The organism is Raineya sp., assembly GCF_053497555.1.
Map to the genome: position 1 here is coordinate 1 of NZ_JBRCWE010000024.1, position 12,946 is coordinate 12,946.

9 protein-coding genes and 1 tRNA gene are annotated in these 12,946 nt (G+C 38.9%); 2 read left to right on the forward strand and 8 right to left on the reverse strand.

Annotation, left to right across the window (positions count from 1 at the left end; translation table 11 throughout):
• Positions 1 to 159: 159 nt before the first annotated feature.
• The 5 genes from ACWITO_RS02925 to ACWITO_RS02945 form a co-directional block, all read right to left on the reverse strand.
• On the reverse strand, positions 160 to 1,551 hold the full coding sequence (locus ACWITO_RS02925; protein ID WP_448528515.1) for a hypothetical protein: 1,392 nt from the start codon (positions 1,549 to 1,551) through the stop codon (positions 160 to 162).
• Positions 1,552 to 1,720: 169 nt separating this feature from the next.
• Positions 1,721 to 4,288 carry a putative Ig domain-containing protein gene (locus ACWITO_RS02930; protein WP_448528516.1) on the reverse strand — a complete coding sequence of 856 codons (2,568 nt, stop codon included), beginning with the start codon at positions 4,286 to 4,288 and terminating at the stop codon, positions 1,721 to 1,723.
• Positions 4,289 to 4,389: 101 nt separating this feature from the next.
• The gene (locus ACWITO_RS02935; protein ID WP_448528517.1) at positions 4,390 to 5,127 is read right to left on the reverse strand and encodes a LytR/AlgR family response regulator transcription factor; all 738 of its coding nucleotides are present in this window, start codon (positions 5,125 to 5,127) and stop codon (positions 4,390 to 4,392) included.
• A 47-nt stretch (positions 5,128 to 5,174) separates the two neighbouring features.
• Positions 5,175 to 8,033 (reverse strand): sensor histidine kinase, encoded by a 2,859-nt coding sequence (locus ACWITO_RS02940; RefSeq protein WP_448528518.1) that lies wholly within the window; start codon positions 8,031 to 8,033, stop codon positions 5,175 to 5,177.
• A 225-nt stretch (positions 8,034 to 8,258) separates the two neighbouring features.
• Positions 8,259 to 8,331: transfer RNA gene (locus tag ACWITO_RS02945), tRNA-Thr, on the reverse strand.
• A 121-nt stretch (positions 8,332 to 8,452) separates the two neighbouring features.
• Between ACWITO_RS02945 and asnS the strand changes: the two genes are divergently transcribed.
• Complete coding sequence (gene asnS, locus ACWITO_RS02950) at positions 8,453 to 9,889, forward strand: asparagine--tRNA ligase (RefSeq protein WP_448528519.1); 1,437 nt, start codon at positions 8,453 to 8,455, stop codon at positions 9,887 to 9,889.
• Positions 9,890 to 9,910: 21 nt separating this feature from the next.
• Complete coding sequence (gene hisC, locus ACWITO_RS02955) at positions 9,911 to 10,957, forward strand: histidinol-phosphate transaminase (RefSeq protein WP_448528520.1); 1,047 nt, start codon at positions 9,911 to 9,913, stop codon at positions 10,955 to 10,957.
• A gap of 189 nt (positions 10,958 to 11,146) precedes the next feature.
• Here hisC and ACWITO_RS02960 read toward each other — a convergent pair whose 3' ends face one another.
• From ACWITO_RS02960 to ACWITO_RS02970, 3 genes are all read right to left on the reverse strand, one after another.
• The gene (locus ACWITO_RS02960) at positions 11,147 to 12,139 is read right to left on the reverse strand and encodes a vWA domain-containing protein (protein ID WP_448528521.1); all 993 of its coding nucleotides are present in this window, start codon (positions 12,137 to 12,139) and stop codon (positions 11,147 to 11,149) included.
• Between the two features lie 39 nt (positions 12,140 to 12,178).
• Entirely contained in the window at positions 12,179 to 12,562 is a 384-nt protein-coding gene (locus ACWITO_RS02965) for a DUF1987 domain-containing protein (RefSeq protein ID WP_448528522.1), read from the reverse strand.
• Positions 12,563 to 12,585: 23 nt separating this feature from the next.
• The coding region (locus ACWITO_RS02970) for a SiaB family protein kinase (RefSeq protein ID WP_448528523.1) at positions 12,586 to 12,946 on the reverse strand (361 nt) is incomplete at its 5' end.

Here is a 12,946-nt window from a genome sequence, read left to right on the forward strand (position 1 = left end):
CGTCAATTTTGCTATTTTGGGAGCTATCTTTTGACTCTGTTTTGGGTGTTGATAATGAGTCTTGTTTTGTAGCTACCTTGTTTTGTTGTTCTGTTGTATTTTTACAAGCTATCACAATAAATAGCAGGGATAATGTTAGCAGTAGATTTTTCATTTTGATTACTTTCTATATTTAGATTCATTGTAAATATTGTAAATCACAAGTTTCAAAAGGTTGGCTGGAAGTGGAAATTTGGCTTCTTTATCATAGGTCTTCATCAACAAAACATTTTCATTTTTGTCTTCATCTTTTGCATACACCTTATTGTCTTCTATAAAAATCTTGCTTAAAAATATGTCGTTTCCGCCTTTTGTGGGAACAAGTCTGTATTGATTATCTTTCTCTTCGGGGCGAAGATAAACCCGTCCGGTTCGTTCAGAATAACTATACAACAAATCTCCATTTGGCTTTTTATAGATTTTATGATAGTTCGTACCATCAAATTTCATTATTTCAAACCTTTCGTCCCTGATGTGGCTGTAATAGTATATGTTATATACTTCTGCCCACCCATTTTTTTTATTTTCTTCTTGATAGGCTTCTAATTCTTCTTTGGTAGAGGCTAATAGGGATTGAGGCTCTATTTTTATGTAATCACGAATATTGTAGCCACTTGCCATGGGAGTATTTATAGTAACCTTCATTACGCCATTGGGTTCTCCTACCATCACATTCAGTGAAAAACCTTTTTGAGATGAATATATGAAGTAGCGTTTCCCTCGGTTATATTCAACATAGCAAGTATTTTCAAGTTCACATCTTGCCGCTTGTGCAAACTTATCGGCAACTCGTACAATTTTGGAGGCTTCTCTTTTGGCTGCTGCTTCTTTTCTACGTTTTTCATATTCTTCAAATTGCTTTAATTCTTTGGCTTGCTGTTCGGCTTTGTATTGTTTCATCAAACTTTGCATTTGCTTATAATAGTTTTGAAGAAGAGGATTGAGCGTGTTTTGTAAATCTTTGGTCAAAGAGAATTTTTTAGAAATTTTCTTGATTACACTTTTTTCGGCTACAATGTAGAACTCATTTAGTATGCTAAGTTTCCCGTCAGCTCTATCAAGTTTGATAAGAATAAAATCTTCAAAGAAGATAATCAAGTGGCTGTAATATAAGGGTGTGCCATCTTGGTGGCTACTTTTCATAGGCTCATTACCAAAGGCATAGGCAGCCGCTACGTGTACAGGCTTGAAGGCATAACAATAAGATTTCTCAAAGTTTTTCTGGTAATTTATTCCAAAGCTGATGATATTTCCTTCCTCATCTTTTTCTATTTTTTGATTTTCGCATTTGCCAATGTTAGGTTTATAGTCTCTGCCCATTTCAAGCCTATAAACTTCTTTTCTGCTATCAAAAGACGACTGCAAGTAGGCTAAATCCGAATTTGCATATTTATCCAAAAATATTTTGGCTACTTGTTGTTGGGGCAAATTAGGCAATTTGAATAAGTCGTCTTGGGCTTGGCTATTGAGCACGAATAGAAATACAAAAATTGCCACACAAACTTTTTTCATAAAAAATACAGCTTTTTTTGTAGCAAATTTGCTTGTTTGCAAGAAAATAAATCCGTTTTTCTTTTGAACAAGGACGCTTTTTTGATAAGTAAGGCAGGTTTTTTGATAAAAGAAAAACTCTACCAAAATTTTGGTAGAGTTTGGAGTGTGATGTGATGGAAAAGTAATTTTAATCTTTCACAATTTTTTTGAGGGCAATTTCACCTGTTTGTGTTTTAATTTTGAGCAGGTACATTCCAGTAGGCAAAGCCGATATATTGATAAACTTCTCTTCAAAATTAGGTTTGTAGGCGACTATTTGCCCTTGTATATTCAGAACCTCCAAAGACTGAATTTGTACGTTTCTATCCTGAACGGCAATTTCAAAATAATTTTGGAAAGGATTAGGATACACCTCAAAGGCTCTTGATAGCTCCTCATTGATAGCCAAAGGAGCTCCAATCTCGAAAGTATAAGTTTGGGTAGCTGTACAAGCAACTGTATTCGGAGCACCTGTGGAATTGGTAGCTGTAATGGTGTAGGTAGTGGCAGGCGAAACAGCTGTGGGTGTGCCCGAAATTACACCCGTATTGGCATTGAGGTTCAAACCTGCGGGCAAGGCGGGCGAAATGCTGTATGTAGTTCCTGCTCCCAAAGAACTACTAATTGTAGCTGAATACGCCGAACCCACATTGCCATTGCTGAGTGTAGTGGGTGTGAAAGTAACAACCGTAGGGCAATTTACTACGAAAGTGTAGAAAATGGCATCGCCGCAAGAGTGGCTATTGCTACCCGCTAAAATTTTCAGATTGAAAGTTCCTGCTTCAGTAGGCGTTCCTGAGATAGTACCTGTGCTGGTATTCAAACTTAACCCATTGGGCAATCTGCCTACACTCAAATCTAAGGTGTATTGGTTGTAAGTAAGTCCGTTGGGGCTGCTGGCTTGCACGATTTGGCTGTAAGCTACGCCAAAAGTAGCATTGGGCAAAGTAGCAGGCGTATAATTGAATACAGGGCACTCGATTGTTAAAGAAATAGAATGGGTAGCTTGGCAGTTTCCACTGGTAGCCGTAATGGTGTAAATAGTGCTGGAAATAGTTTGTAAGGGCGTGCCCGAAATTTCGCCTGTACTTGCATTGAGGCTTAGCCCTGTGGGTAATGCAGGCGAAATCGTGTAAGTGGGCGAGGTCAGGTCATTAGTATTGACAAAAAAACTAATCGGGCTTCCAACCAAAAGGCTGCTAGTAGGAACAGTACCCGTGTTGAATGTTACATTCGGACATTCGTTGTAACGCACCAAAAATATATCTCGAAGATTTGCAGGAGCTGTATCTTGCCCACTAAAAGTAGCTGTACCATTATAGAAGCCTGTCGCCCAAATACGTTCATTACCTGTTGAGTAAGTAATTGCACGACCTTCATCGTCAGCCGTAGAACCACCTGAGCGAGCCCAATTAAAGCCCATTGTAGTAGAATTTACGTAAGTAAAAGAAGCTACCAACATATCGGCAGTACCACTACCACTAGAATTGGTGATTTCATTACTTCCTGTGCTTGAAGGGGTATTGAAATTAGCTATTGCAGACTTGAAATATCCTGTAATAAACACTTTTCCATTATTGCCTAAAGCAATCCCTTGTCCTACATCATCAAGAGAGCCACCAGCTCTTCTGCCTATTTGGTAGTTGCCACTATTTGCATCATACGCTGCTACAAAAATATCCCAACCACCTGCCGAAGTAAGTTCATTAGAGCCTGTTGCTGCAGGCGTATTGAAGTTTGCTACATCAAAAAATGCTCCTGTAACATATACGTTCCCAAATTCATCAGCTTTTACATCATAGGTTCTATCGGCAAAGCCACCTCCCATTCGTCTTGTCCATTGTACACCACCCGAAAAATCTAACCTGAATAAGAACCCATCTGAACAAGAACTGGAACAGCCTCCTGCATTGCTGGCATTGATGGTATTTGAGCCATTGACATTCATACTATCATAAAAATCTCCTACTACATATACGCCTCCAATGCCAGTGGCTATTCCTCTGGGAAATTCATCAAATACACCTCCTGCACGTCTGAGCCATTGCAAAGAACCTGCATTATTGTATTTAGCAACAAAAATATCTGTTCCCCCTGCTGAAGTAAGTTCATTAGAGCCTGTTGCCGCAGGCGTATTGAAGTTTGCAGTACCCAAAAACGTCCCTAACCAGTACACGTCATTACCTCTTACAGCTACTTTAGACATAGAAGCTTCGTTTTGTGTACTACCAGCACGCCTTGCCCACTGAAAATTTCCGTTCAAATCATATTTAGCAAGAAAGGCATCAGCCCCCCCTGCTGAGGTAAGTTCATTAGAACCCGTAGCCGCAGGTGTATTGAAGTTCATAGTTCCACTAAAATACCCCGTAACATAAACGGCATCACTGCTTACAGCCACCCCCCAAGGTTGTGCATCGTCGCCTTCTCCTGCACGTTTTGCCCATAACAAGTTTCCATTGGCATCGTACTTGGCAACAAATATGTTGTTATTGAAGTTTGGAGACGCAGTAACCGTAATGGAAGAGCCATTAAAATTTAATGTTCCGATAAAACGCCCAACAACATATACATTGTTATTGGCATCGTGAGCAATGGCATTGCCCTCTTCATTGCCAACGTTGCTACTGCCAGCCCAAGTGAGTACGTCTAAGTTTTGCCCAAATGCAAAAAGCACTTGAAACAAAAACAAGAAAACGAAAAAGTTAATTTTTTTCATAAAATACAGAATTTACGATTTCTTACAAAATTCTGCTTTTATGAATTTTCAAAAATGCTTTTCTTTTGAATAAGGGTGCTTTTTTGATGAAGCAGGCAAGTTTATTGATGAATTTTCTCTAAAAGTCCTTTTTTTCGGTCTTGGGCAAGAGATACTAATTTTCCATTTTCCATTTCTATCGTAAAATCTTTTTTATCCACACGTTTTATTTTTTCGGTATTGATATAAAAACTTCTGTGCGAACGGAAAAAATTAGAATAACCTTCCAAAAACTCAAAATCGGAGATTTTCTTGGAAATCAGAATTTCGGAGGAGTTCTCTATCACAAATTTGGTGTAACTGCCTTCTGCTTCCAAATACAAAATATCTGCAATTTTGACAATAAAAATATTCTCGGCATTTTGTAAAACGATTTTTTTGGGGCGTTCTTCTTGTAGATTTTCTTGCAAGGCTTGGTATATCATAGGTTGAGCCACCAAATTTTTGGCTTTGTGCAAGGCTCTTTCAATATGCTCGGCTCGGACGGGCTTCAAGATATAATCCACTGCCGAAACTTCAAAGGCTTGTAGAGCATATTCGTTGTAGGCGGTTACAAAGATAATCTGAAAATTGATTTGCTCAGGCTGAAAAAAGGAAAGCAAATCAAAACCATTGTATTCGGGCATTTCAATATCCAAAAAAACAATTTGAGGTTTTTGGGTATTGATAAAACGGACAGCTTCGGGAACGTTTTTGCATTCGCCAATGACTGAAATCGTATCACTGAATTTTTCTTCCAAAATGCCTCGCAAAGCCACACGAGCATTGGTTTCATCATCTACAATAAGGGCTGTAAGCATATTTGTTTAGTTGTTTATTTGTAGTAGATACGCACTGCAGTGCGTATCTACGCAGGTTTTACAATAATTTCCACATTTGTTCCTGATGGTTCGCCTGTGGATGTTTCTTTGTCTATAATTTGCAAATCAATTTCAAATTTTTTCATTTTATTGATTAGTTCAATTCTTTGGGCGATGGCACTGCTGGCAAATTGTGTAGATTTTTTTTGTTGGCGAAGTCGAATATCTTGGGCTTGTTTTCTGCCAATGCCATTGTCGTTGATAGTAATTTTCACCCCGCCCTGAAAAGGCTCTATGTGTATGAACAGAGCTTTATCACCTTTTTTATGCAAAAGCCCGTGTTTGATAGCATTTTCGGCGAAAGGCTGTAAAAGCATTGAAGGAATAAGGTATTCTTGCAAATTAGGAATATCGCTACTGATAGCGTAATGAAAAGAGCTATCTTCAAATCTGATTTTTTCTAATTCTAAGTACAAACGCAAGTTTTCAAGTTCTTCTTTGAGACTGATATAGGGTTTTTCAGAGCTTTCTAACATCTTTCGCATCAAATCGCTGAAATTTCCTAATAGGTCGGAGGCTTCGCTTTTTCGGTTGCCATACACCAGCCCTTGTACCGTATTGAGTACGTTATACAAAAAATGAGGGTTCATTTGAGTTTTGATGGCTTTGAGTTGCGAAACCCAAAGGTCTTCTTTAAGTTTTTGCTTATTCTGATAGCGTTTGAGCCACCATTTGAACACCCAAGCACTTGCCCCCAAAGCCAACAATACACAAAAAGCCAAAAACCAAAGCTCTTGCCACCACTTTTTGGGTATTTGAAAAGTAATTTGTTGTACGGGACTTTTCGCTCCCGAAAGAATATCTTGGGCATAAAACTCAAAAGTATATTGTTGAGGGGCTAAATAAGGGTATTTTACCCAAAAATCTACTTCATTCGCCTCATTCCAACTACGTTCAATACCAACCAAACGATAATAAAAACGATTGTACTCAGGATTTTTGTAGTTAAGAGCCTCCAAACGTATTTCTACGCTATTTTCTTTTTGTACTACTTGGGGCTGGCGGGTGCGTAAGGTGGCGAGCACCACTATTTTTTCGCGATTGAGCGAAAGAATACCATCGTTTGTAGCTATCAGGAGTTGGCTATCGGTAGGTAAAAAACGCTGATAGCTCACCTTGCCGATACCATTATTGCCCAAAACATCATAAAAATAGGTCAAATTTGGGGAAAGATAACCGATTTCTTCTTCTGTCCCTACCCAAATGGTGTCTTGGAAGCGAAGCACTTGCTTACAATAATTACTTTTCAGCAAATTGTCTTTGCCAAAGTAGTGCTGTACTTGGCTCTCGTTGATTACCAAAAGTCCCTGATTGAAGGTAGCTACATACAAATTGCCTTTTGCATCGAGGCTCATACTACGAGCCACAATAGGCTCATTTTTATAGCGAATAATTTTACTTTTTCCTTCAAAATCGTATTCGTACAAGTCATCGGCGAAACCTATCCAATATTTTTGGTGTGTGCTATCCAAGCAAACGCTGTAAGCTCTTTGTTGGCGAATGGTATAAATCGGATATTGAAAATGTTTGCTTTTAGCCGAATTGAGTTTTGCTCCAAAAAGCAAAGGCAAAGTATCTTTGAGTGGTGCTTGCAGACTTGCCCATTCTGCCACAAAACTTTGTGCCGAAAGTAAGTGCTTATTTTGGTATAAATGAGCCGATTTGGGTGCTGAAATAGCTTGAAAAGGTTTGTTGTTCAAGGAAAAAACCCCTGCACTACTGATAATTTGTTGCTGATTTTTATTGAAAATTAGAGTCGTGATTTCTTTCTTGAAATCGCTTTGCCAGATTTTTTGCTGGGTAGTGTCCGAAAGTGAAGTTTCTACAATCAGTCCGTTGGTGCTTGTAAGCCAAAAAAGATTGGAATGAGTGGCAGCATACAAGCCATTGATGTAAGAGCCATCTAAGCGAGTTTCGGCAATAGGTTTGTAAAGATTGGTACTGAGCGAAGGACAAAACCAAAGCCCCGTTTCTAAAGTACTTATCCAGTAGCTGCCTTGGTAATCTTTGACAATCCCCGTAAATTGCTTATCAGGAAAAAGTAGCTGGGTATTGCCATTGCGAAAATCCCAAAGATAACCTCCCTGTTTGGTACAAATCCAGATATTTCCATCGGGGGTGGCTTTGTAATGAAAAATGGTAATGGAGGCATCTAAGCGAAAGTCGGGCAGGGCTTGCCAGCGGTTATTCTCAAAAATAGCGGCTTTTCTCTCAATATTTTCTCGGTGAGCTAACAACAAAACATCTTGGGTTTGGACAAATCGGCAGGTGCTTCTGATAGGAATATCCCAAGTTTCCATTTGCCCTTTCTCGTCGAGCAAGTAGGCTTTTTGTGGTGAAACGATATGAATTTTGCCCTTAAAAAAAGCAAGGTCTAAGAAATCGGTATACTTTTCTTTGGAGTAAAAAGTGAAAAAAACTTTTTGGGTTTTGAGATGTATGGCAGCTACTTGTTTGTGTGTGAGCAGCCAGAGGGCTTCGTCAGAAACAATAAATTTGAGTAAGTTGCCTTCCAAAACCAAATCTTTGGGAAAGGGAAAGCTATGCAGCGTATCGTTTTGGAGATAAAAAATCTGATTGGCGAAGTTCATTCCCCAGATTTTTCCTTCTTTGTCTTCGGTAAGGTGTGTGAGGTCGTTTTGTCGGCTTTGGATATAGGGAATTTCTTTGGCTTTTTTCCCGTTGAACAAAAGCAAGCCTTTGTCGCTCCCCAACCACATTTGCCCTTTGCTATCGGTAAAAATATCGTAAATATTTTGTGCCGCAATTTGGTAGGGATAATTGATAGCCCGCAGGTAAGGAAACTGAGCATTTGCCTTACCTGCCAAAAGGAAAAGTAATATCAAAAAAATAGGGTATTTCAAGGTTTTGCTTTTGTTGCAAAGCTAATAAAATCAGCCGATAACATCATTTTTTTGCACAAAACGAGCCAAGTATTTGTTGAAGCAAGAGTTTTTTTTGATGAATGGGGATAAGATTTTCTTCAGCAATTTATGAGTATAGAATGCTTGGTAAATGCTATAAAAACAAAAAAGCCCTTGTCAAAGGGCTTCGTAAGTGCTTCATTTATGAGCCCCCTGCCGGGATCGAACCAGCGACCTACTGATTACAAGTCAGTTGCTCTACCAGCTGAGCTAAGGAGGCTTCAAAAGTGTTGCAAAGGTACAGCTTTTTTCTGTATCTGCAAATTTTTTTCAAAAAAAATTTACGATTTTCTCAAAAAAATTTGGAAATGCTTAATTTTGAGGCTCAAAATTTAGCAGTTATGAAACCAAGCATTAAAGAGTTGTTGCAAATTCCTATCCAAAATCAAGAAGTAAGTGTAAAAGGGTGGGTGAGAAACGAAAGAGATAGCGGTGAAGTTGCTTTTATTGTAATGAATGACGGTTCTACGCCTAAAACCTTGCAGATTGTTGTAGATTTCAATAAAATTCCTCGTGAGCAAGTCGCACCTATCAAGGTAGGAGCTTGTTTGCACGTAAAAGGGAGGCTTGTGGCTTCGTCAGGCAAAGGACAAGACCGCGAGGTGCTTGCCGAAAGTATTGAAATTTATGGTTTGGCAAATCCGAATGAGTATCCTTTCCAACCCAAAAAACATAGCTTGGAATTTGTACGAGAAAATGCCCATTTACGTAGCCGTACAGCTACTTTTGGGGCGGTGTTCCGTATCAGGCACGCTCTGGCGTATGCTATTCACAAGTACTTCAACGATAATGGCTTTTATTATGTTCATTCGCCCATTATCACCGCTTCCGATGCCGAAGGGGCAGGTGAAATGTTTCAGGTAACCACTTTACCTCTGCAAAATATACCCAAAAACGAACAAGGAGAAGTAGATTTCAAGCAAGATTTCTTTGGTAGAAGCACCAATCTGACCGTTTCCGGGCAGTTGGAAGCCGAGCTTATGGCTTTGGGGCTGGGTAAGGTTTATACTTTTGGTCCTACGTTTCGTGCCGAAAATTCTAACACTACTCGCCACCTTGCCGAGTTTTGGATGATTGAACCCGAAATGGCTTTCTATGAGCTTGATGACAATATGAACCTTGCGGAGGATTTTGTCAAGTATGTTATTGGTTATGCTTTGGAGCATTGTGCCGAAGATTTGGATATTTTAGAAAAAAGATTGTTGGACGAGGAAAAAAGTAAAAAACAGGAGGAAAGAAGTCCAATGCCCCTTTTAGAAAAGTTGAAATTTGTAACTCAAAACCCTTTCGAGCGTCTTACATATACCGAAGCCATTGAGATTTTACTTGCCTCGCCTTATCATAAGAAAAAGAAATTTCAGTTTGAAGTAAAATGGGGCATAGATTTGCAGAGCGAACACGAAAGGTATTTGGTAGAAAAGCACTTTCAAAAGCCTGTAATTCTTACAAATTATCCCAAAGAAATCAAGGCTTTTTATATGAAGCAAAACGAGGACGGCAAAACCGTGAGAGCTATGGACGTGCTTTTCCCGGGTATAGGCGAAATCATAGGCGGCTCGCAAAGAGAGGAAAACTATGAAAAGCTCAAAAACCGAATGGAAGAGTTGGGGATTTCTACGCAAGAGCTTTGGTGGTATCTGGATACACGTAAATTTGGAACAGCACCGCATAGCGGTTTTGGTTTAGGTTTTGAGCGACTTGTGCAGTTTGTTACAGGAATGGGCAATATTCGTGATGTAATTCCGTTTCCTCGTTACCCCAAAGGGGCAGAGTTTTGATATAAATTTGTTCATTGGAAAATGTCTATTCAAAGACTTTTACGCCCTCATATTGCAGAATTAGAACCTTATGCTTCGGCTCGTGATGAGTACAGCGGGGAAGAAGGTATTTTCTTAGATGCCAATGAAAACCCTATTGGCTCGGTAACAGCGGCAATGTATAACCGCTATCCTGACCCTTATCAAAGAAAAATTAAGGAGAAATTAGCTTTTATCAAAGGGGTAAAACCTGAAAATATTTTTTTGGGGAATGGTAGCGATGAAGCCATAGATTTGCTTATTCGGGCATTTTGCGAGCCTTACACAGATAGCATATTGATTATGCCCCCTACTTATGGAATGTATGAAGTAAGTGCCAATATAAATGCTGTAGCGGTGCAAAAAGTGCCTTTGGATAGCCATTTTCAGATTGATTTGGAAGGAGTAAAAAGAGCCATTACCCCACAAACCAAAATGGTATTCATTTGCTCGCCCAATAATCCGAGTGGAAATTTGCTTTCCCAAGAAGCTATCCGAGAAATTTTAGAAATTTTTGAAGGAATTACGCTCATAGATGAGGCTTACATAGATTTTTGTCCGCAGGCTTCGTGGCTGGCTATGCTGGAAAAATACCCTCGCCTTGTAATTATTCAGACCTTTTCAAAGGCTTGGGGGCTAGCGGCTTTGCGTTTGGGAATGGCTTTTGCTCACCCTGAAATTATTGCGATACTTAATAAAATCAAGCCGCCTTACAATATTAGCAAAACTACGCAAGATTTAGTTTTAGATAGCTTGCGGCAAGAGCAGTTCAAAAATGAAATGGTGGAGCGAATTTTAGAACAAAGGATTTTTCTGGAAAAAGAACTTGCCAAGCTGGCTTTTGTTGAAAAAATTTATCCTTCCGATGCCAACTTTTTGCTCGTAAAAATGCAAAACGCCCAAGCTATTTTTGAGTATTTGCTTTCGCAAAAAATTATTGTTCGCAATCGTGTGAAAGTAGCGGCAGGTTGTCTGCGTATAAGCGTAGGAACAAAAGAGGAAAACCAGATTTTGCTAAAAGCACTTGGGGAATATCAAAAGCAAAGGTAATATTTTGATTTGAGGTAATTGTTGAGGTCTAACTTGCAGTGTAGAAACAGGAAACAGGATTGTTTAGACGAGTAAAATTTTACCTCAAACCTTTGAACTTTTTGAACTTTTGAACTTTTGAACTTTTGAACTTTTGAACTTTTGAACCTTTTGAACTTTTTGAACCTTTTGAACGTAAATAACTACGATTTAAGAAGGCAGTTTGATGATGCGTGTGGTGATAATCATATCCAAACAAAGCATCATAAAGGCTAAAAGCAGGGGATAGTAATATTTATTTGCTTCCAAACTAATTTCTCGTTTATCTTGCAAAATGCCTTGAATTTCTTCCAAAGTTGCTCGCACTTTATCCATATCATTTCGGATAATTTGGTTTTCCTGACTGATTTCAAAGTATTTGCCTTCGGCTTGCTGAACAAAGTTTAGTAAATAGTTTCGGTTTAGTTTGCTGATAACTTTTTCGCCTTTGTTATTTTTCTTGAAACCTGTGGGGGTAAAAATAGGGCTTCCTTTTTCCGAACCCACGCCCACCACAAGCAGATGAACTCCTTTGCGTTTGATGCTTTGAGCCAAAGCATTGATATTTTCGCCCCAATCTTCTCCATCACTGAATAGCACAATAATTTTGGCTTTTTTATGGATTTGGTCTTGGTTTTCGTTCAAAAGTCCTTTTAGGGCAAGTTCCAGAGCATTATGAATTTGAGTGCTTGAATTTTTCATCATTTGAGCCGAAAGAGCGGGAACAAATACATTTTGCAGAAGCGAATAATCTTTGGTAAGAGGACAAAACTGATAGGCTTCTTGAGCAAAAACTATCATTCCCATACGTGCCTGCAAAGGGCTTTCCAAAAGATTTTGTAACTCAAACTTTACCTTTTCCAGCCTTGAAGGAAGTACATCTTGGGCAAGCATAGAAGCAGAAACATCTATCACAAACATTATATCCTTTCCCTGTACCTTTACTTGTTGTTTCTCTTCGCCAATGGTGGGTCCAAGCATAGCTATCACAAACAAGGCAAAATAAGCAGAGCGAAAGAGCATTTTGAGCCAAAAATACCTTCGTAAGGGCAAACCTAAAACTTTTGCCTTTCGGAAGGAAAAAATGAAATACAAAACATAAAGCACGAAAAATAAGGCTACCCCGATAGCTTCAAGGTAGCCGAAATTTACGTAAAAGTTCAAAGATACGTGGTTTTAGAATGTTTGACAGCAGACACAATTTTAGTAGGCAATAATATTGATATCAATGCCTAAAAAGTTTTTGTAATCTTCGGCTTCCTCGCGAATATCCTCATCATCTTCGGGGTGCTTCCAGTTGATTGTTACATTACCGCCATTTTCTTTGTACTCTTTAAGCAGTTTTACAATATCCAAGAAGCATTTTGAGGAGCTGGTGTTGTAATAGGTGAGGTCAAATGTAAAATTTACAGGACCTTTGACTTCCTCTGTATATTGTTTGAGCCAAGCAAGAATTGGCTTATAGAAATCCCAAGTATCTTCCAGATACGATTCGCCTGCGATAGAACATTCGCCAGTAGAAGCATTGAAAGTAACTTGTGGCGTGAAATAGGTGCTTTTTACGCCTTCAATAATTAGGTTTTCCATTGTTTTAATGTTTTTTGTTTAGTTTAAAGATTTTTCTTAACGCATACAGATAGTGCAAAGAAAGATTTTTCTTCGTCAATATCCCTAAATTCAATAGAAATGGGCTGAGCAGAAGTGAGAGCCACTTGGATAAGTCCGATACCTGCTCCTTTACTATTTTCCGTACTCATTGTACCTTGGTCGCGTTGTTCAAATTTCATTTTTCGCAAGGTTTCGCGGTCGGCATTGTTTATCATTTCGCATCTATCCCAAAGAATAGGAATCCATTTTTTATCTACAATGTTACCCGTAGTAAGCGTGTAGTTTTCTTCATCTTGCGAAAGAACAATAGAACCGATTCGGTACGTTTTACCCCCAAGTATAGTAGATTCAGAGGAATAAAAG